21 protein-coding genes and 1 pseudogene are annotated in these 24,390 nt (G+C 65.6%); 8 read left to right on the top strand and 14 right to left on the bottom strand.

Annotation, left to right across the window (positions count from 1 at the left end; translation table 11 throughout):
- The first annotated feature begins 21 nt into the window (after window positions 1-21).
- The gene (locus QFZ60_RS09625) at window positions 22-624 is read left to right on the top strand and encodes a DUF3043 domain-containing protein (protein ID WP_307090071.1); all 603 of its coding nucleotides are present in this window, start codon (window positions 22-24) and stop codon (window positions 622-624) included.
- A 70-nt stretch (window positions 625-694) separates the two neighbouring features.
- On the opposite strand, the gene QFZ60_RS09620 is transcribed toward QFZ60_RS09625, so the two are convergent.
- Window positions 695-1,765: a quinone-dependent dihydroorotate dehydrogenase gene (locus QFZ60_RS09620; protein WP_307090069.1), complete on the bottom strand. Its 1,071-nt coding sequence runs from the start codon at window positions 1,763-1,765 to the stop codon at window positions 695-697.
- Window positions 1,766-1,858: 93 nt separating this feature from the next.
- Between QFZ60_RS09620 and QFZ60_RS09615 the strand changes: the two genes are divergently transcribed.
- Window positions 1,859-2,818: an alpha/beta hydrolase gene (locus QFZ60_RS09615; RefSeq protein WP_307090067.1), complete on the top strand. Its 960-nt coding sequence runs from the start codon at window positions 1,859-1,861 to the stop codon at window positions 2,816-2,818.
- On the opposite strand, the gene QFZ60_RS09610 is transcribed toward QFZ60_RS09615, so the two are convergent.
- From QFZ60_RS09610 to leuA, 3 genes are all read right to left on the bottom strand, one after another.
- Entirely contained in the window at window positions 2,809-3,660 is an 852-nt protein-coding gene (locus QFZ60_RS09610) for an isoprenyl transferase (RefSeq protein WP_307090065.1), read from the bottom strand. The two genes, QFZ60_RS09615 and QFZ60_RS09610, sit on opposite strands and share 10 nt — an antisense overlap.
- Window positions 3,661-3,662: 2 nt before the next feature.
- Window positions 3,663-4,415, bottom strand: a complete 753-nt coding sequence (recO, locus tag QFZ60_RS09605) for a DNA repair protein RecO (protein ID WP_307090062.1) — start codon at window positions 4,413-4,415, stop codon at window positions 3,663-3,665.
- A gap of 84 nt (window positions 4,416-4,499) precedes the next feature.
- Entirely contained in the window at window positions 4,500-6,239 is a 1,740-nt protein-coding gene (gene leuA / locus QFZ60_RS09600) for a 2-isopropylmalate synthase (protein ID WP_142121925.1), read from the bottom strand.
- A 254-nt stretch (window positions 6,240-6,493) separates the two neighbouring features.
- On the opposite strand from leuA, the gene QFZ60_RS09595 reads away from it, so the two are divergent.
- On the top strand, window positions 6,494-8,446 hold the full coding sequence (locus QFZ60_RS09595; RefSeq protein ID WP_307090059.1) for a M13 family metallopeptidase: 1,953 nt from the start codon (window positions 6,494-6,496) through the stop codon (window positions 8,444-8,446).
- Window positions 8,447-8,527: 81 nt separating this feature from the next.
- Here QFZ60_RS09595 and QFZ60_RS09590 read toward each other — a convergent pair whose 3' ends face one another.
- The 5 genes from QFZ60_RS09590 to QFZ60_RS09570 form a co-directional block, all read right to left on the bottom strand.
- Window positions 8,528-10,114 (bottom strand): LCP family protein, encoded by a 1,587-nt coding sequence (locus QFZ60_RS09590; RefSeq protein ID WP_307090057.1) that lies wholly within the window; start codon window positions 10,112-10,114, stop codon window positions 8,528-8,530.
- A 97-nt stretch (window positions 10,115-10,211) separates the two neighbouring features.
- Window positions 10,212-11,171: a GTPase Era gene (era, locus tag QFZ60_RS09585; RefSeq protein ID WP_142121930.1), complete on the bottom strand. Its 960-nt coding sequence runs from the start codon at window positions 11,169-11,171 to the stop codon at window positions 10,212-10,214.
- Window positions 11,155-12,486, bottom strand: coding sequence for a hemolysin family protein (locus tag QFZ60_RS09580; RefSeq protein WP_142121932.1), 1,332 nt, complete (start codon window positions 12,484-12,486; stop codon window positions 11,155-11,157). The genes era and QFZ60_RS09580 overlap by 17 nt, the downstream gene beginning before the upstream one ends.
- A complete protein-coding gene (ybeY, locus tag QFZ60_RS09575; RefSeq protein ID WP_142121934.1) occupies window positions 12,483-12,956 on the bottom strand; it encodes an rRNA maturation RNase YbeY in 474 nt (157 codons plus the stop codon). The genes QFZ60_RS09580 and ybeY overlap by 4 nt, the downstream gene beginning before the upstream one ends.
- A complete protein-coding gene (locus QFZ60_RS09570) occupies window positions 12,953-14,041 on the bottom strand; it encodes a PhoH family protein (RefSeq protein WP_307090053.1) in 1,089 nt (362 codons plus the stop codon). The genes ybeY and QFZ60_RS09570 overlap by 4 nt, the downstream gene beginning before the upstream one ends.
- A gap of 420 nt (window positions 14,042-14,461) precedes the next feature.
- Between QFZ60_RS09570 and QFZ60_RS09565 the strand changes: the two genes are divergently transcribed.
- Window positions 14,462-15,379 (top strand): GerMN domain-containing protein, encoded by a 918-nt coding sequence (locus tag QFZ60_RS09565; RefSeq protein WP_307090052.1) that lies wholly within the window; start codon window positions 14,462-14,464, stop codon window positions 15,377-15,379.
- Here the strand turns inward: QFZ60_RS09565 and QFZ60_RS09560 are convergent.
- From QFZ60_RS09560 to hrcA, 3 genes are all read right to left on the bottom strand, one after another.
- Window positions 15,366-16,145: a 16S rRNA (uracil(1498)-N(3))-methyltransferase gene (locus QFZ60_RS09560; protein ID WP_307090050.1), complete on the bottom strand. Its 780-nt coding sequence runs from the start codon at window positions 16,143-16,145 to the stop codon at window positions 15,366-15,368. The genes QFZ60_RS09565 and QFZ60_RS09560 overlap by 14 nt on opposite strands.
- Window positions 16,146-16,147: 2 nt before the next feature.
- Window positions 16,148-17,275, bottom strand: coding sequence for a molecular chaperone DnaJ (dnaJ, locus tag QFZ60_RS09555; RefSeq protein WP_056336740.1), 1,128 nt, complete (start codon window positions 17,273-17,275; stop codon window positions 16,148-16,150).
- Between the two features lie 88 nt (window positions 17,276-17,363).
- Window positions 17,364-18,377 (bottom strand): heat-inducible transcriptional repressor HrcA, encoded by a 1,014-nt coding sequence (gene hrcA / locus QFZ60_RS09550; protein WP_142121943.1) that lies wholly within the window; start codon window positions 18,375-18,377, stop codon window positions 17,364-17,366.
- 173 nt (window positions 18,378-18,550) lie between these two features.
- Here hrcA and QFZ60_RS09545 point away from each other — a divergent pair, with 173 nt between their 5' ends.
- Together QFZ60_RS09545 and QFZ60_RS09540 are read left to right on the top strand one after the other, a co-directional pair.
- Window positions 18,551-19,402, top strand: coding sequence for a DUF3097 family protein (locus tag QFZ60_RS09545; protein ID WP_307090046.1), 852 nt, complete (start codon window positions 18,551-18,553; stop codon window positions 19,400-19,402).
- A gap of 152 nt (window positions 19,403-19,554) precedes the next feature.
- Window positions 19,555-19,965 carry a DUF4870 domain-containing protein gene (locus tag QFZ60_RS09540; protein ID WP_056336732.1) on the top strand — a complete coding sequence of 137 codons (411 nt, stop codon included), beginning with the start codon at window positions 19,555-19,557 and terminating at the stop codon, window positions 19,963-19,965.
- A 129-nt stretch (window positions 19,966-20,094) separates the two neighbouring features.
- Here the strand turns inward: QFZ60_RS09540 and hemW are convergent, their stop codons facing one another.
- Together hemW and lepA are read right to left on the bottom strand one after the other, a co-directional pair.
- On the bottom strand, window positions 20,095-21,324 hold the full coding sequence (hemW, locus tag QFZ60_RS09535) for a radical SAM family heme chaperone HemW (protein ID WP_307090045.1): 1,230 nt from the start codon (window positions 21,322-21,324) through the stop codon (window positions 20,095-20,097).
- 25 nt (window positions 21,325-21,349) lie between these two features.
- Window positions 21,350-23,207: pseudogene (gene lepA / locus QFZ60_RS09530) on the bottom strand (translation elongation factor 4).
- A 173-nt stretch (window positions 23,208-23,380) separates the two neighbouring features.
- On the opposite strand from lepA, the gene QFZ60_RS09525 reads away from it, so the two are divergent.
- Both QFZ60_RS09525 and rpsT read left to right on the top strand, forming a co-directional pair.
- Window positions 23,381-23,929 (top strand): type II toxin-antitoxin system PemK/MazF family toxin, encoded by a 549-nt coding sequence (locus QFZ60_RS09525; protein WP_307090043.1) that lies wholly within the window; start codon window positions 23,381-23,383, stop codon window positions 23,927-23,929.
- A 169-nt stretch (window positions 23,930-24,098) separates the two neighbouring features.
- Window positions 24,099-24,359, top strand: a complete 261-nt coding sequence (gene rpsT / locus QFZ60_RS09520; RefSeq protein WP_043454339.1) for a 30S ribosomal protein S20 — start codon at window positions 24,099-24,101, stop codon at window positions 24,357-24,359.
- Window positions 24,360-24,390: the final 31 nt, after the last annotated feature.

Here is a 24,390-nt window from a genome sequence, read left to right as displayed (position 1 = left end):
GCTGCAAGGTATTCTGTTCAGGTGTTCGGACGTAGAAAAGAAGCGCCCACGGCGCAGGAAACAATAGACCAGCAGGCAGCGGAAGCGGCAGCGCGGCAGAACAGTGCGGTGGGCAAGGGTGCGCCTACCCCCACCCGGAAGGCCCAGGAAGCTGCCCGCAAGCGCCCGCTGGTGCCTGAGGACCGCAAGGCATCCAAGGCTGCCGAGCGCCAGGCCGTCCAGGAACAGCGGTTGAAGATGCGGCGTGCCCTGGACACCGGCGACGAGAAATTCCTGCCCCTGCGCGATAAGGGCCCGCAGAAGCGGTTTGCCCGCGACTTTGTGGATGCCCGCTTCAACCTTGGCGAGTACCTGATGTTCGGTGCCCTAGTCTTCGTGCTGGTTTCCCTGGTGGTTCCGGCCTCCAGCGACATGATGATCTATGTCCTGGGAGCTTTCTGGGTCATGTTCCTGGCAGTCTTCGTCGACGTCTTCATCCTCTCCCGCAAGCTCCGCAAGCGCCTGGCGGAGAAGTTCGGTGAGGTGGAGCGGGGCACGGTTTGGTACGGCTCCATGCGCTCCCTGCAGTTCCGGAAACTGCGGCTGCCCAAGCCCCAGGTCCAGCGCGGACAGTACCCTGCCTGAACCTGGCACCAACTTTAAGCAGGCAAGCCCCGACGGTACACCGCCGGGGCTTGCCTGCTTAACAGGGTTTTCAGGGGCGGCGGTTCTTTGCCAACTGCTTGTTGATCCGCGCGGCCCAGAACGGTCCTTCATAGAGGAACGCGGTATACCCCTGCACCAGGGTGGCACCGGCGTCGAGCCTTGCCTGGACGTCCCGGGCCGACTCCACGCCGCCAACCGAGACCAGGGTCAGGGCGCCGCCGGTGGCGCTCCTGAGCCTCTTCAGCACCTCAAGGGAACGCTCTTTCAGCGGAGCGCCGGAGAGCCCGCCGGCCCCGCATTTCGCCACGTCTTCCGCCGGCGAGGACAGCCCCGAACGGGCAATGGTGGTGTTGGTGGCGATGATGCCGTCAAGTTTCAGGTCCAGGGCAAGGCGCGCGACGTCGTCGACATCCTCATCACTGAGGTCAGGGGCAATCTTGACCAGCAGGGGCACGTGCCGGCCCGCTGCCCGGTCGGCTTCCTGTCCCACGGCAGTCAAGAGCGGCCGGAGCGTCTCAACGTCCTGGAGCAGCCGGAGCCCCGGCGTATTGGGTGAGCTGACGTTCACCACCAAATAATCGGCTGCCGGTGCCAGGCTGCGGGCGCTGACCAGGTAGTCGTCAACGGCATCGGCCAGCTCCACCACCTTGGTTTTGCCGATGTTGACCCCGATGACAGGCCTGACGGCCGGGTACCGGCGCTGAAGCGCGGCCCGCGCTGCCTTGAGCCGGGGCGCAACGGCCGATGCGCCGTCGTTGTTGAATCCCATCCGGTTGATGACGGCACGGTCCTGGACCAAGCGGAACAGCCGCGGCTTTTCGTTGCCGGGCTGGGCCTGCCCGGTGATGGTGCCCACTTCAATGTGCCCGAAGCCAAGCTCGGTGAGGGCCTCGATGCCGTGCCCTTCCTTGTCGAATCCGGCAGCAAGCCCGAACGGCGACGGAAAGGTGACGCCGAAGGCGGTGGTCTGGAGCGACGGCGCCGGCGCCGTCAGTTTCCGCAGGACCTTCCCCGCGCCGGAAGCATGCGCGAGCCTGATCCCTTTGAATCCGATCTTGTGGGCGCGCTCGGCGTCCATCCATGAAAAGGCCAGCCTGAAGAAAGTGGGATAAACGCGCATGCCTCCAGTTTCCCGTCTCATGGCGCGCCTTACCAAAACGAAGAAGGCCGCACCGGAACGGCATGTGCCCCCGTGCCGGTTTAGCATGAGCACATGCAGTGGCAGCAGGACATCCTGGGCGGCGACTTCGAGTCGCACTCCTTCGCGGCCGCGGGGCCTGACGGGGTTGACCGGACGGCAACCCTGGTGCGGCTCCGGCCATCCCCGGGCAGGGACGCTGCCGGCGGCGGCCGGCGGGCCGTTCTCTTCCTGCACGGCTGGAGCGATTACTTCTTCAACGTTGACCTGGCGCTGTTCTGGGCGTCGGCGGGCTACGACTTCTACGCGCTGGACATGCACAACCATGGACGGAGCCTGCGGCCGGAATCGCCGGGCGGCTATGTGGCCGACCTGGCCGCCTATGATGCTGAAATCGAAGAAGCGTTCCGCATTATCCGGGAGGCCGGCGCCCCGGGGCCCCTGGCCCTGATGGGCCATTCCACCGGCGGGCTGGTGGCGGCACTGTGGACCACCCGCCATCCGGAAGCGGTTTCGCTGCTGGTCCTCAACAGTCCGTGGCTGGAAATGCACGGCAGTTCGCTGGTGCGGCGGGCCGCATCCAGCATGGTGCGCCCGGTGGCCCGTTTCCGCCCCCAGGCAGTCCTCCGGCTGCCGGAGCGCGGCCATTATTGGCGGACCATCAGCAGTGCGGCCGACGGCGAGTGGCCGCTTGATGAGCGCTACCGCCCCCGCATGGCCTTTCCGGTACGCGCCGGATGGCTGAAGGCGGTCCTCGCCGGGCAGGCCAAGGTGGCCCGTGGCCTGGAGATTGAGGCGCCGGTTCTGGTCCTGCTCTCCAAGGGCAGCGCGAACGGGCTCCTCTGGTCAGAGGAAATGCGGCGCACCGACGCGGTCCTGGACGTCAACACCATCAGCGCCCGGGCACTGACCCTGGGCCGCACGGTCACCGTGGAACGGATCGACGGGGCCCTGCACGACGTCTTCCTCTCACCCCAACCCATCCGGGCCGATGCCTACCGGCGGCTCGGCCGCTGGTTGCGGGCCTACGGATGAGGCTGAGGCGCCTGGGCGGCTGCCGGAGCAGCGGCGGCATCCACGGCGCCACCGTACCGGCGGTCCCGCCTGGCATATTCCTCGACGGCGGCCCAAAGGGTCCGCCTGTCTACGTCCGGCCACAGCGTGTCCATAAAAACGAACTCCGCGTAGGCCGACTGCCATAGCAGGAAGTTGGACAGCCGCTGCTCCCCTGAGCTGCGGAGGAAAAGGTCCACATCAGGCAGGTCCGGTTCGTCAAGGTACTTCTGTATGGTCCGCTCGGTAATGGCGCCGGGCTTCAACTTGCCGGCGGCCACGTCGGCCGCAATCGCGGAGACCGCATCCGTGATCTCGGCCCGGCCGCCGTAATTAACACACATGGTCAAATTACAGGTGGTGTTGGCCGCCGTGAACTCTTCGGCTTCCTCCAGCTCCCGAATGACCGAACCCCACAAGCGCGGCCGGCGCCCGGCCCAGCGCACCCGGACTCCCCACTCGTCCAGTTGGTTCCGCTGCCTTCGCAGCACATCCTTGTTAAATCCCATCAGGAAGCGGACTTCCTCAGGCGACCGGCGCCAGTTCTCGGTGGAGAACGCATAGACGCTGACGTACTCGATACCCAGTTCGATGGCGCCGGCCATGACGTCGAGCAGGGCGGGCTCCCCCGCCTTGTGCCCCTCAATCCTCGGCAGGCCCCGCTGGTTGGCCCACCGGCCGTTGCCGTCCATGACGATGGCCACGTGCCGCGGAATGAATTCAGCCGGAATGGATGGCGCCACCGCACCGGACGGATGCGGGTACGGCGCCAGCACGGGATGCGTGCGCCGTCGCGGTGCATTGTTCTTTTTTCCCAGGGCCACTGTCAGCTACGCTCCACATGTTTGAGGGATTTCAGTACTCGTTCCAGATGCCATTGCAAGTACGCGGCCACCAGGCCCGCTGCTTCCTTGCGGTGCTGGGGCAAGGACGCGTCCGCCGTCGACCAGTCCCCGGTCAGCAGCGCTGCCAGCAGCGTAACGGTCTCCGGGGCAGGGGCGGGCGAACCGGGTGGGCGGCACTGGGCACAGACAATGCCGCCAAGGGGCGCCGAGAACGCCGTGTGCGGGCCCGGCAGGCCGCAGCGGGAGCAATCGGTGAAACTGGGCGCCCACCCGCCCGTGGCAAGGGCGCGCAGAAGATAGGAATCCAGGATGAGGCCCGCGGCATGTTCATCACGGCTCAGTGCGGCGAGGGCCCCCACCAGCAGGTTGTACTGCGCAGTGCCGGCCTCGCCATCGACGTCCGTGAGTTTCTCCGCCGTCTCGGTCATGGCGGCGGCAACCGTGTACCTGCCGTAGTCCGCGGCGATGCTGCCACCGTATGCACCCTTTGCGACGGCCTGCGTGACGATGTCCAGGGTCCGGCCGGACACCAACTGGAGGTCGGCCACCATGAAGGGCTCGAGCCGGGCACCGAAACGGCTGCTGGTGCGGCGGACCCCCTTGGCCACGGCCCGGACCTGCCCGTGGTGTTTTGTCAGGAGGGTGATGATGCGGTCCGCCTCGCCCAGCTTGTGGGTACGAAGCACTACGGCGTCGTCCCGGTACGCCCGGGAGGCGAAAGACTGTTGGACCACGCTCTATCTTCCCATCCTGCCCGGCAGTGCGCTGCCAGGCGGCGGTGGTGCTGCCGGTTGCACCGGCGGCACCACCGGCAGGTATCAGGCCTGGGCGTCCCGGATGGCGCGGTTGACTGCGGAGATCACGGCCTTGAGGGACGACATGCTGGTGTTGGCGTCGATGCCCACGCCCCACAGCACCCGCTCCCCCACTGCGCATTCAACGTAGGCCGCTGCCATGGCGTTGCCGCCTTCGGACAGGGCGTGCTCGCTGTAGTCCAGGACGCGGACGTCCACGCCGTCCTCATGCAGGATATTCAGCAGGGCCGCGATGGGACCGTTGCCGGTGCCCGTCCGGCTGACCTGGGCGCCATCGATGGTGAGCGACGCGTGGAGCGTCATGCCGCCGTCGTCATCCGTTTCAGTCTTGACCCCGCCCAGGGAGTAGCGCCCCCACTGCCCGTCAGACTTGCCCGAGGGCAGGTATTCGTCCTGGAAGATCTGCCAGAGCTGCGCTCCGCTGACTTCCCCGCCTACAGTGTCGGTGCGGCGCTGGATGACGCCCGAGAATTCGATCTGGGCGCGGCGCGGCAGGTCAAGGCTGTGCTCGTTCTTCAGCAGGTAGGCCACGCCGCCCTTGCCGGACTGGGAGTTGACCCGGATCACGGCCTCGTAGCTGCGGCCCAGGTCCTTGGGGTCGACGGGGAGGTACGGAACCTGCCAGGTGAAGTCGTCCACGGGCTTGCCGGCCGCGGCGGCGTCGCGCTCCAGCGCCTCGAAGCCCTTCTTGATGGCATCCTGGTGGGAGCCCGAGAAGGCGGTGAACACCAGGTCGCCGCCGTACGGCGAACGTTCCGGGACCGGCAGCTGGTTGCAGTATTCAACGGTGCGGCGGACGTCGTCGATGTTGGAGAAGTCGATCATGGGGTCAATGCCCTGGACGAACAGGTTCAGGCCCAAGGTCACCAGGTCCACGTTGCCGGTGCGTTCACCGTTGCCGAAGAGGCAGCCCTCAATCCGGTCCGCGCCGGCCATGTAGCCCAGCTCCGCCGCGGCCACGCCCGTTCCCCGGTCATTGTGGGGGTGCAGGGAGAGGATGATGCCTTCGCGCGGGTGCAGGTGCCGGCTCATCCATTCAATGGAATCGGCGTAGACGTTGGGGGTGGCCATTTCCACCGTGGCGGGCAGGTTGATGATGACCTGGCGGTCGGCGGAAGCCTCAAATACATCGGCGACCGCATTGCAGACCCGGACCGCGTACTCGAGCTCGGTGCCTGTGAAGGACTCCGGGGAGTACTCGTAGGTCACGTGCGTGTCGGCGAGGGTTTCCTCGTACTTCCTGCACAGCCGGGCACCCTGGAGGGCGATGTCCAGGATGCCGTCCTCGTCCTGGTTGAAGACCACGCGCCGCTGCAGCACGGACGTGGAGTTGTAGAGGTGCACGATGGCCTGCTTGGCACCCACCAGGGACTCGTAGGTCCGTTCGATCAGGTGTTCCCGGGCCTGTGTCAGGACCTGGATGGTGACGTCGTCCGGGATGTGGTTGCCTTCGATGAGCTGGCGGACGAAGTCGAAGTCCGTCTGCGAAGCGGACGGGAAACCGACCTCGATCTCCTTGTAGCCCATGCGGACCAGCAGGTCGAACATCTTCATCTTGCGGGCCGGGCTCATGGGGTCGATCAGGGCCTGGTTGCCGTCGCGCAGGTCAACCGCGCACCAGCGCGGGGCCTTGGTGATGACCTTGTCAGGCCAGGTGCGGTCCGGCAGCTCGACCTTGATCTGGTCCTGAAAGGGCGTATACCGGTGGGCGGGCATTCCTGAGGGCTTTTGTGCGTTTCGCATGAATGTTCGTGGCCTTTTCTATCGATCTTCAGTGAAAGGGTGGCCGGGCAACACAAACTCCGCAGCGAGGGTGGGCCGTGCGCTAGATAGCGTCTGTGGCCTCGCCGCGGCAGCTAAGGAGAAGGAGTTCTGCACGCACTCTTTGAGGGTAACACGGGTGCGTAAGATGAAAGGGCACTACCGTCCGTGAAGTCCAGCATGCAGACGCCTCCGGTGTACAGCCGGACGCAGGCGTCCCAGCAAAAGGAGTTGCAGTGCCCATATCGGGGATCGATTTGTCCACCATTGATCACACAGTCCGGCCGCAGGATGACCTCTACCAGCACGTCAACGGCGCCTGGTTGAAAGCCACGGAGATTCCCGACGACCGGCCACTGGAGGGAACCTTTACCGCGCTTCGCGACGGATCCGAGATCGCAGTCCGGGACATCATCGAGGAAGCGGCGGCCAAAGGCTCCGGCGCCAGCGGGATCGAGCGGAAAATCGGCGGCCTCTACAACAGCTTCATGGACGAAGCGACGGTCGAAGGCAAGGGCATGGAGCCAATCCGCGGGCGGCTCGGCGACGTGTTCGCCACCGGCTCGGTATCGGAGCTCATCGCACTGGCGGGCCGGCTGTTCCGGGCGGACGTAGGCGGCCTCTTCTACATCTACCCCGCCCCCGATGCGGGAAACCCAGACCGGGTCCTGTTGTACACCGGGCAGGGCGGCCTGGGCCTTCCCGACGAGTCCTACTACCGGGAAGAGAAGTTTGCCCCCATCGTGTCGGCCTACACGGCGCACGTGGAGAAGATGTTCGAATTGGCAGGTGTAGCCGATCCCCATGGTGCAGCCGGGCGGGTTGTTGGACTGGAGACGAAGCTCGCGTCCCACCACTGGGACAACGTCACCCTCAGGGATCCACAGAAGACCTACAACCTTAAGACGGCGGATGAAGCCGCCAGCCTGTTCCCCCTCCTGCCCACGTGGTTCGAGGCTGCGGGAATCGACGGGGACAAGCGTACGGAAATCGTGGTGAGCACCCCTGACTTCTTCACGGGCGCAGCCCGGCTCCTGGACGAAGTTCCGGTGGCAACCTGGCAGGAGTGGCTGGCCCTGCGCGTCATCAGCGCCGCGGCGCCCTACCTGTCATCAGCGTTCGTGGATGCCAATTTTGCCTTCTACGGCACCACGATCAGCGGCACGCCCCGCAACAAGGACCGGTGGAAGCGCGGTGTGGCCGTCGTCGAATCCGCACTGGGTGAAGCCGTCGGCCAGATCTACGTGGCACGCCATTTCCCCGAATCCCACAAGGCACGGATGCAGACCCTGGTGGACAACCTCATTGAGGCCTACCGCCGCAGCATCAACGACGTGGGCTGGATGGGCGGGGACACCAAAGCCGAAGCCCTCCGGAAGCTGGAGGCCTTCCGGGCCAAGATCGGCTACCCGGACGAGTGGATCGATTATTCAGCCGTGGAGATCGATCCCGAGGATCTCCTGGGGAACGTCGAACGCGCACACAATGCCGACGTCGACCGGCACCTGGACGAGGTGGGCAAGCCGGTGGACCGGAACAAGTGGCTGATGACTCCACAGACGGTCAACGCGTACTACCACCCGATGATGAACGAAATTGTCTTCCCTGCCGCCATTTTGCAGCCCCCGTTCTTTACCGCCGACGCCGACGATGCCGTCAACTACGGCGGCATCGGTGCCGTGATTGGCCACGAGATTGGCCACGGCTTTGATGACCAGGGCTCACAGTTCGACGGCGGCGGGACCCTCCGGAACTGGTGGACGGACCAGGACCGCCAGGCCTTTGAGGCGTTGACGGCGCGGCTCGTGGCCCAGTTCGAGGCGCTCTCCCCCACCGCCGCCCCCGGACACCATGTCAATGGCCGGCTGACGCTTGGCGAGAACATCGGCGACCTGGCAGGCCTGACCATCGCCTACAAGGCCTACCGGATCAGCCTGGACGGCAAGGAACCGGAGGTCCTGGACGGGCTGACCGGTGAGCAGCGCTTCTTTGCTTCCTGGGCGGCAGGCTGGCGGCAGGTCATCCGCCAGGAAGAGGCCATCCGGCGCCTTGCCACCGATCCCCACTCCCCCAACGAGTTCCGCACCAATGCCATCGCCCGGAACCTGGACCCCTTCCACGAAGCGTTCGAGGTTACCGCAGAGGACGGCATGTGGATGCCGCCGGCCGAGCGGGTCAGCATCTGGTAACACCACAACAGAAATGGGGCCCCGCCTTTGCCGGCGGGGCCCCGTTTGCGTTGCCTGCGGTTGCAGCAGCCCTAAACGCTACTAGCGAACGATCAGTTCGGGGTTGGCCTGCTGGCAGACCTTGTCCCCGGCGGTCTGGTTGACAATGTCCTGGGGCAAGGCGGCCGCAGGACTGCCACCTGCTTCGTAGGCAGTGCCGGAAGGGAAGTCGCTGCCAACATATACCTGCACGCCCGACACAGCGGGAGCCGGAATCATGAGGGTGGCAGGAATTCCCAGCAACGCGGCGACATCGGCTGCCACGTCCTCGAAGCCATTGCCGTAATACACCGCTGTCTTGGTCACGGGCTGCGCAAGGAACTGGCCTGTCTGGGTGAAGCCGCCTGCCACCAACGCCTGCACGATTTCCTGGGACCGGCCGTTCACGCCGCTTCCGTTGGCAACGGTTACAGGCTGGATGGCCTTGTTGTAGGGCGGCACCGGCGGGGCTGTTTCGGTGGGGGCGGGAGAGGGTGTTGCCGTCTCCGTGGGCGACGGCGTGGTGGGGGCCGTGGGGTCGGTCAGGTCCACATTCTTCCGCATTGCCGAAAACAGCTGTGCGCCCGCAGGCTCGGCGATGACCAACCGGTTGGGATCGATGGGCGCCGGCGTGGTGGGTACGGCCACGAACGCCACCTTGCCGATATCGATGTCCTTGAGGCGGTTGCCGATCGTCAGCAGCGTGGGGACCGAGGCCAGCCCGTCATCCACTGTCAGGTTCTGGGTGACGACGTCCGCGATCTTCAGCATCTTCGCGGGATCGGACAGCGTTCCATCGTCCTTGATCTTGCGGGTCAGCGATGAGAGGAAACCCTGCTGCGCCTTGATGCGGCCGAGGTCGCCGCCGTCGGCAAAAGCATGGCGGGTGCGGAGGAAGGCAAGCGCCATCTCACCCTGGACGGATGATGTTCCGGCGGGCAGGCGCAGCCGGGAATCAGGATCGTAGACGGCGTCGCTGATGCAGACTTCCACTCCACCCACCGCATTGGAGAGCTCCTTCACGGCGTTGAAGTCGGCCATCATGAAGTGGTCCACCTGCATGCCGGTGAGCTTGTTGACGGTGTCCACCGCACACCCGATGCCGGCCTCACTCATGGCCTCATTGATCATCACGCCGGTGCGTGCGGGGTAGTCCTTGCCGGTCTTCTTGTCCTTGCAATCGGGAAGGTCCACCAGCAGGTCACGGGGAAAGCTGATGACGTTGACGCGTTTGTTGTCCTCGGAGATGTCCATCAGCATCATCACATCGGACTTGCCGTAGCCGGTGGAATCATCGGCGGAGCCGTATCCGGAGTTCTTCCCGTCCCGAGTGTCCGAGCCAAGAATCAGGATCTGCAGTCTGCCCGTGGCATCGTTCCCCGGAGACTCCGTGCTCTCGCCGCCGGCATTCAGCGGCGCCTTGGAGATGTTGCTCTGGAGCCGGAAGAACCAGAACCCGGCAAAGACGATCCCGGCCACGAGGACCAGCGCCACCACGCCTGTCACGGCTTTCAGCCAGAGCGGCATTCCGCGCAGCGGACCAAGGTGCCGCGCGGCACCCACATCATGGCTGTCCGCGTGGCGGGACAGCGGTCCCGGTCCGGCTGACAGGTCAGCCTCGTTGTCGCGTCTGTCGCGGCCTCGACCCACGTGGTGAACCTTCCTCTAAATACGAAATCCGGTCCATTTTAGTGGTCCAGTCTGGAAATCTTGCCTGCCGCGCTCCTGTGAACGTTCTTTTCGTGGGTCAGAAGCCCAGTTTGACCAGCTGTTTCGGGTCGCGTTGCCAGTCCTTGGCCACCTTGACGTGGAGGTCCAGGTAGATGCGCGTGCCCAGGAGTGCTTCGATGCCCTTGCGGGCGTTGGTCCCGACTTCACGCAACCGGCTGCCGCCTTTGCCGATGATGATGGCCTTCTGGGACGGCCGCTCGACGTAGAGGTTGACGCGGACATCCAGCAGGGGGCTGTCGTCCGGCCGGTCCTCCCGGGGGACGATTTCCTCCACCACCACGGCCAGGGAGTGCGGAAGCTCGTCCCGGACGCCCTCAAGGGCTGCTTCCCGGATCAGTTCCGCCACCATGACTGCCTCGGGCTCATCCGTCAATTCGCCGTCCGGGTACAGGGGAGGCGACGGCGGCATGTGGCTGATCAGCACGTCGGCAACAGTTTCCACCTGGAAGCCATCCGTGGCGGACACCGGAACAATGTCCTTCCAGCCGTCCTCCCCCAGCACCTCACGCCCCAGTGCCGCCACGGCGAGGAGCTGTTCCGTCAGCGCCTGCTTGTCCACGAGGTCAGCCTTGGTGACAATGGCGATCACCGGTTTGCGGCCGACGGCGGCAAGCTGCGCGGCGATGAACTTGTCGCCGGGGCCGATCTTCTCATTGGCCGGCAGGCAAAAACCGATGGCATCCACCTCCGCCAGGGTATCCGCGACGAGGTCATTCAGGCGCTTGCCGAGCAGGGTGCGGGGACGGTGCAGGCCCGGCGTGTCCACCAGGATCAGCTGGGCGTCCTCCCGGTGGACGATGCCGCGGATGGTGTGCCGTGTGGTCTGCGGTTTGGCGGAGGTGATGGCCACCTTCCTGCCCACCAGCGCGTTGGTCAGGGTGGACTTGCCCGCGTTGGGCCTGCCGACAAGGACTGAGAACCCGGCGCGGAATCCGCCGAAGTCGTCCGGAGCCGCAGCCTTACTTTTCTTGCTCACGTGGAACTCCCTGCTGGGTTGCTTCGGCCTCTTCCAGGAGGCCTTCAAGGTCAGTCTCTACTCTTGGTACCGGTGCCGCAATGATATGGCTGACCCGGTTCCGCCGGCCTTCAAGCCGGTCCGCGCGCAGCGATACGCCCTGCACTTCCACGCTGCTGCCGACAATGGGGACGCGGCCAAGAGCCTTGGCCAGGAGGCCGCCTACGGTGTCCACCTCGTCGTCGTCGATTTCCAGGTTGAAGAGTTCACCGAGATCATCGATGCCCATACGGGCACTGACCCGGTAGGACCCGTCCCCCAGCGCAACAGCTTCCGCGCTCTCGGTGTCGTACTCGTCCACGATCTCGCCGACAATTTCCTCGATCAGGTCCTCGAGGGTTACCAGCCCGGCGGTGCCGCCGTATTCGTCGATCACGATGGCCACGTGGGTGGACTCCTTCTGCAGTTCGCGCAGGAGGTCGCTGACGGGTTTGGACTCCGGCACGTAGCGCACCTCGCGGGCCAGCGACTCCACCAGCGGTGGTTCCTGGTCCGTGCCCAGCTGGTGGATGACCGCGGCAACATCCTTGAGGTAGATGATCCCGATGATGTGGTCCGTGTTTTCGTTGATGACCGGGATCCGCGAGTATCCGGAGCGCAGGAACAGGGACATCGCCTGGTGCAGGCTGGAGCCGGCGTCGATGCTGACAATGTCCGTCCTGGGAACCATGACGGCCCGCACCAGGGTGTCGCCGAAGTCGAAGACGGACTGGATCATCTCCGCTTCAGTGTCCTCGATCATGTCGGATTCGCTGGCCCGGTCCACGAGTTCGCGGAACTCCTGCTCACTGAAGAACGCGTCATCACCGCCGGGAGCCCCGGGGGCCGCCGAACTTCCCAAGGCCACAAGCCAGCCCGGAACCGGCCCCAGCACACTGGTGAGGAACCGGACCATCGGGGCGGTGAAGCGGACCACGGCAGTGGAGTGCAGCCTGCCGAGCTGGCGGGGTGAAACACCCACGATCACGAACCCCAGGAGGGCCATGATGCCGGTGGCCACGAGGCCGGCGAGCCAGACGTTGTCCAGCAGGCTGGCGATCAGGACGGCCACAGCCACCGCGGAAGCCATTTCGAACCAGACACGCCAGAAGCGCAGCGCCCTGGTGTGGGCGACCGGCTCGGCCAGGATCCGCCGCATGGCGGTCCCGCGGCTCTTGTGCAGCGCTTCTTCGGCGTCGTGCCGGGGAAGGAAACTGAAGGCGGCTTCGGCCGCCGTCAGCAGGGCCGCGACGGCAAGGAAGACCAATGCCACCGCGACCAGGAGCAGTTGCGTCACTGGGTGGTCTCGGCAGGTGCTTCTTTGCCGGTGAAGCCGGACAGTAGTTCCCGCTGGAGCCCGAACATCTCGGCCTTTTCCTCCGGTTCGGCATGGTCGTATCCGAGCAGGTGCAGGATGCCGTGCGTGGTCAGCAGCAGCATCTCGTCCTGCAGGGAGTGGCCGGCGTTCCGGGCCTGGACCTTCGCCACCTGCGGGCAGATGGCGATATCGCCGAGCATGCCCTGGGGCGTGGGCCGGTCGGGCGTCCCAGGAGTCAGTTCGTCCATGGGTACCGAGAGCACGTCCGTGGCGCCCGGTTCATCCATCAGTTCAATGTGCAGCTTCTCCATGGCCGGCTCGTCCACCAGGAGGATGGACAGTTCGGCCTGCGGATGGATGTAGAGCTGCTCAAAAATGTACCGCGACAGGGCCACGAGCCCGGACTCTTCCACCTGGACGCCGGACTCGTTGTTCACCTCGATACTCACGCGTGTTCCCCCCGTTTTTCCCGGCTGGCTGAATGCTTGACCCGGTTCCGCTGGGTTTCATCCCAGATGCTGTAAGCGTTGACAATGTCCCCGACAAGACGGTGCCGAACCACGTCGGCGGCGTCCAGGACAGAGAAGCTCACGCCCTCGATGCCTTGCAGGATTTCCTCGACGATCCGCAGCCCGGAACGCGTCCCAAACGGCAGGTCCACCTGGGTGACGTCACCGGTAACCACCATCCTGGATCCGAAACCGAGCCGGGTGAGGAACATCTTCATTTGTTCCGGCGTGGTGTTCTGCGCCTCGTCGAGGATGATGAAGGCGTCGTTAAGGGTCCGGCCGCGCATGTAGGCCAGGGGCGCCACTTCGATGGTGCCGGCTGCCATCAGGCGCGGGATGGACTCGGGGTCCATCATGTCGTGCAGGGCGTCGTACAGCGGCCGGAGGTAGGGATCGATCTTGTCGCTCAGCGTGCCGGGGAGGAAGCCAAGCCGCTCCCCCGCTTCCACGGCGGGTCGGGTAAGGATGATCCGGCTGACCTCTTTTTGCTGCAGCGCCTGGACGGCTTTGGCCATGGCCAGGTAGGTCTTGCCGGTGCCGGCGGGGCCGATGCCGAAGATCACCGTGTTGGCGTCAATGGCGTCAACGTAGTTCTTCTGGTTCAGCGTCTTGGGCCGGATGGTCCTGCCGCGGCTGGAGAGAATGTCATGGGTGAGCACGTCCACAGGATTCTGCAGCGACTGGGTGCGCAGGAGGGACACCAGCTGCTGCAGCACCGCAGGCGTGATGACTGTGCCGCGGGCCACCAGGCCGCGGACTTCCTGGAGGAGCCGCATGATGCGGGGCACATCGCCTGAAGGGCCGCTGATGGACAGTTCGTTGCCGCGGGCATGGAAGTTGACGTCCGGGAACTGCTCTTCGATGAACCTCAGGGCCTCATCATGGCTGCCAAGTGATTGAACCATCTGGTCGGAGTTCTCAAAGAGGACCACTTCCGTCCGGGTGCCGGGCAGGGAGTGCGGGAATTCCCCCGGACTGCCGTCGCCCGTGTTGAGCCGGCGCTTACCATTTGCTGATTCAGTCATGGTGCTGGCCCGCAGGCCTGTGGTCCCCTCGAAGATCGACATCACTTGTTTGCTTTGGCTGATGCCGGCGCCCGTTGCCCGGTGCTCCTTGCCCCAGCGATCCCTCCATCTTACGCCAGCACCGGACCAGGCCGGATATCCGGCCGCAGTGGAACCTCGAACATGGAACATGGGCAAGGAGCCTCACGGGGGCTCCGGGGGCGGCCTTAGGTATCAACTTCATATCGGCCTCATATCGTTCCCGTTGCAGTTGCCGTGGAGAAGGCAAAGAGCGCCGGAGCGGCTGCGCCATTGTGTAATGCTGGAAATCCAGCATCTGCTGGAACACCAGGCCGCCAGGGGGATCGGCCCGCCACGCCAGGAAAGGACAAGGGCAGGACAGTGCCGGAAACCTCTGCGCCCGAAAGGGCTGGACGACCCATGGGCCGCCTGCGCCCCGCCGTCCTGGCAGGAGTCCTGGTTCTGGTTCCGGTCCTGGCGGCATGCACGGCCGAGGGCGGTCCCACCCCCACCGGCACCATCGCCTCGGTCCCGGCCACGGGCGGCACCATGCCGGATACGCTTTCCACCAGCGCCCCGCTGGAAACCACGCAGTCCTCCAACAAGGCCCCGGTCTATTGGATCGGCCGCAGCGGCGGGAACATCTTCCTTTACCGCGAATTCCGCGATGTCCCGGAGCAGGAGAACCCTGTCACCCGCGCCCTCCGGGCCATGATGTCGGAGAAGCCGCTGGACCCTGACTTCTTCACGCCCTGGCAGAACCCGGACAAACTGGCCACCTCGATTTCGGGCAAGGACGTCATCACGGTGGATGTTTCCGCCGACGCTTTCAACAGCAATCTTGACGCGGACATGGCTGCCCGCGCCATCCAGCAACTGATCTACACGGCAACCGCCGCGGCCGCCAGTTCGGGCCTGATCGACACGGGCCAGCAGATCCGGGTCCGGATCCTTGTGGACGGCCACACCGACTACGTGGCGTTTGGCAGCGTCCAGCTGGGCGCGCTGATGACCCGCGCCGCCGGCCTGGTGGCCCCGGTCTGGATCATTGACCCGCAGGAGAGCGCCGACGTTGCGGGGGGCAGCGTCAAGATCACTGGCCGCAGCACGTCCCCGGGGGCCAAGCTCCGCTGGCAGATCCTGCAGTCACCGGATGGAGGCAGCAAGGCACCTTTCCTCACCGGAGAAACCACGGCGGGGGCGGAACAGGGGCAGGCCGGGGTCTTCACGCTGGCCCTGAACCTTCCGCCCGGCGACTACGTGCTGCGGGTGGCCCAGGCCGGTTCCGGCGGGGAACCGGACCGGAACGAGGACACCAGGTCCTTTAGGGTCCGGTAGCCGTCCAGCGGCCAAGGACGTCACTGGCAAGCACGACGGCGGCGGGCCCGGCGGTGGAGGACCGCAGGACATGGTGCCCCAAGAGGGCGGTCACGGCGCCTTTATCGCAGAGTTTGGTTACTTCGCGCGGGCTGATGCCGCCCTCCGGGCCGACGATCAGCAGAATTTCACGGGGTCCCGCGCCAGCACTCGACTGCCATCCCTCCAAGACCGTGCGCAGCGGCCGTACGGCGTCTTCGTGCAGGATGACGGCAAGGTCCGCCGCTTCCACGGCAGCCGAAAGCCCTGCAGTGTCGACGGCAGGCCGCACCTCGGGAATCCAGGCACGTCTGGCTTGTTTGGCGGCCGCGGATACGGTGGACTCCCATTTGGCGTGCGCCCGGGCGGCACGGTCACCCTTCCAGCGGACGATGGAACGTTCGGACTGCCAGGGTACGACCGCGTCGATGCCCAGTTCGGTGGCCGTCTCGATGGCCAGTTCGTCGCGGTCGCCCTTGGCCAGGGCCTGTACCAGCACCAGCCGGATGTCCGGCCTGTCTTCCACGGTAAGGGTCCCGCACTCCACCTCGAGGCCGGAGGGGGCGGCAGAGACGACTTTCCCGGTCATCCGGGTGCCGGCGCCGTCAACAATGTCCACCGCTTCGCCTGGGGACAGCCGTTTGACGGTGACGGCATGGCGCGCCTCCGTCCCTTCGAGGACGAAGAGTTGACCGGCAGCCATGCCGTCCAGCGAACCGGCGGCTGTGAAGAAGACGGGGTTGCTCACCGCTACAGGTTACCGAGCCGGTCCCGGAGCTTGGCGAACATGCCGCCGCTGGCGGCAAGCTTGCCCTCGGTGATCTGTTCGCCACGGAGCTTGGCCAGCTGGCGCAGCAGGTCCTCCTGTGCGGGGTCGAGCCTGGCCGGAGTGTCCACCTGGAGGTGGACCTTCAGGTCGCCGCGGCCGTATCCCCTGAGGTGTGTGACACCGAGGCCGCGCAGGGTGATGATCTCCCCCGACTGGGTTCCTGGCTTGACGTCGATCTCCTGGGTGCCGTCAAAGGTTTCCAGGCTGACGTCCGTGCCCAGGGCAGCCGCCGTCATGGGGATGTGCAGGGTGGCGTGCAGGTCGTCGCCTTCCCGCACGTAGGTGGCATCGTTGTTGACGCGGATCTCCACGTAGAGGTCACCGGCCGGACCGCCCGCGGGGCCGGCTTCGCCCTGTCCGGAGAGCTGGATCCGGGTTCCGGTGGCCACGCCGGCGGGAACCTTGATGGTCAGTGAGCGGCGGCTGCGGATACGGCCCTGGCCGCTGCACTCGTTGCAGGGGTCCTTGATGACCGTGCCGAAACCTTCACAGGTGCCGCAGGGGGCGGCCGTCATGACCTGGCCGAGGATGGAGCGGACGGCCCGCTGGACCTGGCCGCTGCCGCCGCAGATGTCGCAGCGTTCGGGATGGGTGCCGGGGCGGCAGCAGGACCCGTCGCAGGTGGGGCAGACCACGGCGGTGTCCACTTCGAGTTTCTTGTTGACGCCGAACACGGCATCGCGGAGGTCGATCCGAACGCTGATGAGGGCGTCCTGGCCGCGCCGGACACGTGAGGCCGGACCGGACGTGCCGCCGGCGCCGAAGAAGGTGTCGAAGATGTCCTGGAACGCGAACCCCTGGCCTGCATAGCCTGCTCCGCCGAAGCCGTTGTCGGTGCCGTTCTCGTTTCCCGTGGTGTCATAGATCCGGCGCTTCTGGGGATCCGAAAGCACCTCGTAGGCGTGGGTTACGGCCTTGAACCGCTCTGACGCGTCTGCGCCGGGGTTTACGTCAGGGTGAAGGGTGCGGGCCAGCTTGCGGTAGGCCTTTTTGATTTCTTCGCCCGTAGCTTCGGGTGAGACTCCAAGGACGTCATAGTGGCTGCTCAAAATACGTATCTCTTCCTTGTTGTACTGCAATTCAATGGGGCGGCCCGGCTCTTGCTTTCCGGCCGGAGCAGGCTCCGGCGGCTAAGAGTCAGGGCCCCAAAATCCTGGAAAGGTAGCGCGCCACTGCCCTGACGGCGGCCATGGTGGTGGGATAGTCCATCCGGGTGGGCCCGAGGATCCCTACTTTCGCGGCACTGTCCGGACCGTAACCGGTGGCAACGACGGAAGCTTCGGCAAGGCCGTCGTACGGGTTCTCCCTTCCGATGCTGACAGCGACGCCGCGGTGGTCCTGGGCCATTTCGCTCAACAGCCGCAGCATCACCACCTGCTCCTCAAGCGCCTCAAGCACAGGGCCGATGCTGAGGGGGAAGTCCACGTTGGATCTGGCAAGGTTGGCGGTGCCTGCCATGACCATCCGCTCTTCCCGGCTGTTTTGCGCCAGGCCCTCCAGCCCGAGCGCCAGTGCGTGTGCCGCCTGCCGCTGCTGGTGCGGGGCTGCGGCCACGACGGCGGGCAGCGCCTGGGCCAGTTGGCTCAGCGGTGTTCCCCCCAGCGCACCAAGGAACCGGGTACGCAGTTCAGCCAGCGCGTCGTCGCCGAGGTCCTGCCCGACGTCGATCACCCGCTGCTCCACCTTGCCGCTGTTGGCAATCAGGACCACAAGGACCTTGCGGGGGGCGAGCAGGACGAATTCGATATGGCGGACAAGTGCCCTGCTCAGGTGTGGATACTGCACCACGGCAACCTGGTTGGTCAGCTGGGACAGCAGCCTGACCGTACGCTCCAGCACGTCGTCGAGATCGTCCGCGCCTTCGAGCAGGGACTGGATGGCGCGGCGTTCAGCGGCGGAGAGCGGCTTGACAGCGGAGATCTGGTCGACGAAAAGCCGGTAGCCCTTGTCGGTGGGAATCCGGCCGGCGCTGGTGTGCGGGGCGGTGATCAGCCCCTCATCCTCCAGGGCAGCCATGTCGTTGCGGATGGTGGCGCTGGAAACACCAAGATGATGCCGCTCCACCAGGGCCTTTGACCCAACCGGCTCGCGGGAGTGGACGTAGTCCTCCACGATGGCCCGCAGTACTTCCAGCTTGCGTGGCTCGCTCACTCTCCACCTCCATCCCATGGTTCGGGGCGCATGCCCCTCCCGATGCAACCCACTGTTAGCACTCGACATGCCCAAGTGCTAACAGTCTATTATGCCTCGGCCCGTTGTTAGCATTGGTACCGCTCCGGGCGAAATTCCGGGGCTGAGGACCTAGCGCTAGGCGGATCGAATCCATGGATTACCAGAACTGGGGCCCACGGGGCATATCGGCTCCCGCGCGGACGGAACTGCCCGAGGTTCCCGTGGAGCGCGGAATGGTGCTCGAGGAAGTGCAGTCCGGCTGGGTGGGTGCCGTGACCCGTGTGGAGAAATCCGGCGGGATGCATGTGGTGGCGCTGGAGGACAGGCGGGGAAAGTCCCGTTCGTTCCGTCTTGGGTTCGGTTTCCTCCTTGAAGGCCAGCCCATCCGGCTGATGCCGCCGACGCCACGGCCTGCCGCCGCCGGTCCGGCAGCGGGCAGGACGGCCTCGGGATCGGTACGGGTGGCCGGGCAGCGGGCCCAGGTAGCCAAAGCCAGCCGGATCTGGGTGGAAGGCAAGCACGACGCCGAACTGGTGGAAAAAGTCTGGGGAGACGACCTCCGGGTGGAAGGCATCGTCGTCGAGCCCCTGCACGGCATTGACGACCTCGCCGCAGCCGTGGCGGACTTCAGCCCCGGGCCCGGCCGGCGGCTCGGCGTCCTGGTGGACCACCTGGTTCCCGATTCCAAGGAGTCCCGCATCGCGGAAGCCGTCATGGCCTCCCCGGGTGCCGCCGGGAACGTCCTGATTGTTGGACACCCGTACGTGGACGTATGGCAGGCGATCCGGCCCGCTGTCCTTGGGATCGACAAATGGCCTGCCGTCCCCCGCGGGCAGGACTGGAAAACCGGGATCCTGAAGGCGTTCGGCTGGCCCCACGCGAGCAAGGAAGATATCGGCCTTGGGTGGCAGAAACTGCTGGGCGCCGTGCGCACGTATGCAGACCTCGAAGCATCCCTGCTGGGCAGGGTTGAAGAAGTGATCGATTTCCTGACCGTGCCCTGAAGGGCGGCGGGCCGCCCGCGACCCAGTATTCTTGGTAGTGCGGTTCCTTATTTGAGGCACCGCAGCATTTTTCCGGCACTGCACGCGTTTTCACGCTCTGCATGTGCCGGAATCCGTACCCAGCACCACTTGCACCTTCGAAGGAACAGACTGTGGCAGAAAACGCACGTGATCACAGGGATGGCCAGGGCCGTTCCGAGTACCATGGCGTCCCCGCCAATGCCCTGCCGCTTACGGCCAGCGAAGACCGCCAGTGGGCAACACTCGCGCACTTCGGCGGGATCCTGGGCTGCATCCCCTCGCTGCTGATCTATTTGATCTTCCGCGACCGCGGGCCGTTCACCGCCCAGGAGTCCAAGGAAGCGCTGAACTTCAGCCTGCCACCCACCATTGCCGCCGTGCTGGCCAACATCCTGGTGTTCATCCCGTACGTCGGGAACATCTTCGCGGTCATTGCCACACTGATCTGGGTGGCGCTCACGTGCTTCTCCGTCGCAGCCGGGATCCACGTCAACCGGGGCCAGCCGCACCGCTACCAGTACAACCTGCGCTGGATCAAGTAATCCCCGCCGGCACCCCAGCCTCGCTTCGCTTCGGCCAGGGAACCCTGCCGGCGTGGGCCCACCCACCGGCACCCTAGCCTCGCAAGCTCAGCCAGGGAACCCTACGGGCGTGGGCCCAGCCCTTTGGGGTCAGTCCGGCAGGACCCGGCGGACTACTGCGTCTGCCAGCAGCCTGCCCTTCAAGGTCAGGACCAGTCGGCCGTGGAAGGCAGCGGCAGGATCCACGAGGCCGTCGGCGATAAGCCCGGCCACCTCGTGCCGTCCCCCGGCGCTAAGCGTTGAGAGGTCCAGGCCGGACTGCAGGCGCGCTTCCAGCATGACCCGCTCCATGTTCCTGGTTTCCGCGTCCAGGGTTTCGCGGCCGGCGGCGGGCGAAAGGCCCTGGGACAGCCTGTTGGCATAGGCCGATGGGTGCTTGACGTTCCACCAGCGGACCCCGCCCACGTGGGAGTGCGCGCCGGGGCCGATTCCCCACCAGTCGTCACCGCGCCAGTAGGCCAGGTTGTGGCGGCAGGCCTGCTCCGGAGTCCGCGCCCAGTTGCTGACCTCGTACCAGCCAAGTCCGGCCTCGGTGATCAGCTGGTCGGCGAGCTCGTACTTGTCGGCGTGGTCGTCGTCGTCGATTCCCGGAACCTCGCCCCGGCGCATCTGCGCGGCCAGCTTGGTGCCCTCCTCGACGATCAGCGCGTACGCGCTGATGTGGTCGGGCCCGTAGGAGAGCGCGGTCTCCAGGGAGTGGCGCCAGTCGGCCAGCGACTCCCCCGGCGTCCCGTAGATCAGGTCCAGGCTGACAGCCAGTCCTGCCTCGCGCGCCCAGTGCACCACCTGCGGCACCCGGCTCGGGGTGTGGGTGCGGTCCAGGACCTTCAGGACGTGCGGGACGGCGGACTGCATGCCGAAGGAGACCCTGGTGAAACCGGCTTCCTTCAGGATGGCAAGGGATTCGGGTGTGACGGAATCCGGATTCGCCTCCGTAGTGACCTCGGCGCCGTCCTCAATGCCCCACTGGTCGATGGCAGCCCGAAGGATCATGGCCAAATCGTCCGCGGGCAGCAGCGTGGGTGTGCCGCCGCCAAAAAAGACGGTGCCCAGCTTCCGGGCAGGAACGCCCGACGCCGAGAGGACCTTCGCTGCCATCGCCACCTCTGCCGCTGCCGTGCCGGCATACGCATCCTGGGAGGCCCCGCCGCCGAGTTCCGTGGCGGTGTAGGTGTTGAAGTCGCAGTAGCCGCAGCGCACAGCGCAAAACGGGATGTGGACGTACAAGCCGAACGCCCGGTCCGCCGCACCCTCCGCTGCCTGGGGAGGCAGCAGACCGTCCGACGGTGCCGGGTCACCGAGGGGAAGAACGCTGGGCATCAGCGGGTCCCCCACTGCGCGGTGGTCACTTCTTCTTGGCCTTGTCCTTTGATTCGTCGGTGGTCAGGGCGGCGATGAACGCCTCCTGCGGCACCTCCACCGTCCCCACCATCTTCATGCGCTTCTTGCCTTCTTTTTGCTTCTCCAGCAGCTTGCGCTTCCGCGAGATGTCACCGCCGTAGCATTTCGCCAACACATCCTTGCGGATGGCACGGATGCTTTCGCGGGCGATGATCCTGGAGCCGATGGCTGCCTGGATGGGCACCTCGAACTGCTGCCGCGGGATGAGTTCGCGGAGCTTGCCGGTCATCATCACGCCGTAGGCGTACGCCTTGTCCCGGTGGGTGATGGCGCTGAAGGCATCCACCTGTTCGCCCTGGAGCATGATGTCGACCTTCACCAGATCGGCAACCTGCTCGCCGTCGGCTTTCCAGTCCAGGGAGCCGTAGCCCCGGGTCTTCGACTTCAGGATGTCGAAGAAGTCGAACACAATCTCAGCCAGCGGCAGGCGGTAACGGATTTCCACCCGGTCCTCCGAGAGGTAGTCCATGCCGCCCAGGACGCCACGGCGGGCCTGGCAGAGTTCCATGATGGCGCCGACGAATTCGCTGGGCGCCAGGATGGTGGCGGACACCATGGGTTCGCGGACCTCGGCAATCTTGCCGGAGGGGTACTCGCTGGGGTTGGTCACCCTTACAACCTTCTTGTCCTCAAGGGTTACCTCGTACTCCACGTTCGGCGCCGTGGAGATGAGGTCGAGGTTGTATTCGCGCTCCAGGCGTTCGCGGGTGATCTCAAGGTGCAGGAGGCCCAGGAAGCCCACGCGGAAGCCGAAGCCGAGCGCAGCGGAGGTCTCCGGTTCGTACACCAGCGCGGCGTCGTTGAGCATGAGCTTTTCGAGGGCGTCACGGAGCACAGGGTAATCGGCCCCGTCCAGCGGGTACAGGCCGGAGAACACCATGGGCTTGGCATCGGCGTAACCGGGGAGCGACTGGGCTGCCGGCTTGGCCAGGTTGGTGACGGTGTCGCCCACCTTGGACTGCCGGACGTCCTTCACGCCGGTGATGAGGTAGCCCACTTCACCGACGCCCAGGCCCTTGGAGGGTGTGGGTTCCGGCGAGCTCACGCCGATTTCCAGCAGCTCGTGGGAGGCCCTGGTGGACATCATCTGGATGCGCTCGCGGGGGTGGAGCATGCCGTCCATGACGCGGACATAGGTCACCACGCCGCGGTAGGTGTCGTAGACCGAGTCGAAGATCATGGCACGGGCCGGCGCATCGGGGTCGCCCTTCGGCGCAGGCAGGTCGCGGACAATCTTGTCCAGGAGGGCTTCCACGCCCACGCCGGTCTTACCGGAGACGCGCAGGACGTCCTCCGGATCCCCGCCGATCAGGCTTGCCAGCTCGGCTGCGTACTTTTCGGGCTGAGCCGCAGGCAGGTCGATCTTGTTCAGCACCGGGATGATGGTGAGGTTGTTTTCCATGGCCAGGTACAGGTTTGCGAGCGTCTGGGCCTCGATGCCCTGCGCTGCGTCCACCAGCAGGATTGCGCCCTCGCAGGCCGCCAGGGACCTGGACACCTCGTAGGTGAAGTCAACGTGGCCGGGAGTGTCGATCATGTTCAGCGCATAGCTGACGCCGTCCACCTCCCACGGCATGCGGACAGCCTGGGACTTGATGGTGATGCCGCGTTCGCGCTCGATGTCCATCCGGTCCAGGTACTGGGCCTTCATGTCGCGGGGCCTGGACCACTCCGGTGGACTGCAGCATCCGGTCAGCCAGGGTGGACTTGCCGTGGTCAATATGCGCGATGATGCAAAAGTTCCGAATAATGGCCGGATCTGTCGCGGCGGGCACCGGTGCGGTGCGGGCCATGGGAGACACGCAGGGTCCTTACTGTTGGCATTTCTGCAGCCACCGGCAGGCACGCGAAAAGGCGCCAGCGGTCCAGCCGCACATCTTGAACATCCAGTGTCCCACGTCCCGGACCCCCGCACCGCATCCTGACCGGGCCGTACAGCGTATGTCGGCGGAGCCCCCGCCGATAGGCTTACGCGATGGCCATCGATCTCCGCTCCCTTGGAAACGCCGTCCGCCGCGGCCTGCGCATACTGCAGAAACGGCGCTCCACCCCGCCGCTACCCGGCCGGGACCAGAGTCTGCGTGGCGGGCGTCCCGCATCCGGCGGCGCTCCCGCAATTAGTGCCCGCTATCCGGGTGACTACCGCGGCCGTGCCGCCGTCCGCTACGCACCCCAACCGGACGGCGACCCGGATCCGGGCGAAGTGGTGTGGGCCTGGGTCCCCTACGAAGAGGACCATGGCAAGGGGAAGGACCGGCCCGTGCTCCTGGTGGGGCATAACGGCCCGTTCCTCCTGGGGCTGATGCTGACCAGCCGGGACAGGGTTCCCGCCGGCTCGGCGTCCACCGAGTACATTGACCTTGGTGCCGGGGGCTGGGACAAGCAGGGCAGGGCCAGTGAAGTGCGGCTGGACCGCATCCTGCAGATCCGCCCGGACAGCATCCGGCGGGAGGGCGCCGTGCTGGACAGGGCGCGGTTTGAAAAAGTGGCGTCGGGGCTGCGCCGGCGACACGGCTGGACCTGAGCGCTCCAAATGGCCAGTGCCGCCGCTGACCTGCTATTCTTTATTGCTGTGTGTCCGTGCAGGTCGACGGTCACTGATGGCTGGCCGCCATAGGTATCCCCACGCCGCTCAGTCAAGGCCAGCCTGAAAGCCCTCTAGACCATTTCCGCATTACAAAGAGAGTTCACACGTGGCGAATATCAAGTCCCAGAAGAAGCGCATCCTGACCAACGAGAAGGCACGCCTGCGCAACAACGCAGTCAAGTCTGAGCTGAAGACGGCCATCCGCGCCGTCAACACCGCCGTTGAGTCCGCTGACAAGGAAGCTGCTACTACTGCGCTCGTTACTGCCAGCCGTAAGCTGGACAAGGCTGTCAGCAAGGGTGTTCTGCACAAGAACAACGCAGCGAACCGCAAGTCGGCGATCTCCAAGAAGGTCAACGCACTCTAAGGTTTCCAGTTCCCACGAACTGATGGTGTGG

Source organism: Arthrobacter sp. B2I5 (assembly GCF_030816735.1).
Classification (GTDB): domain Bacteria; phylum Actinomycetota; class Actinomycetes; order Actinomycetales; family Micrococcaceae; genus Arthrobacter.
This window is presented reverse-complemented; position numbering and strand designations above follow the sequence as displayed.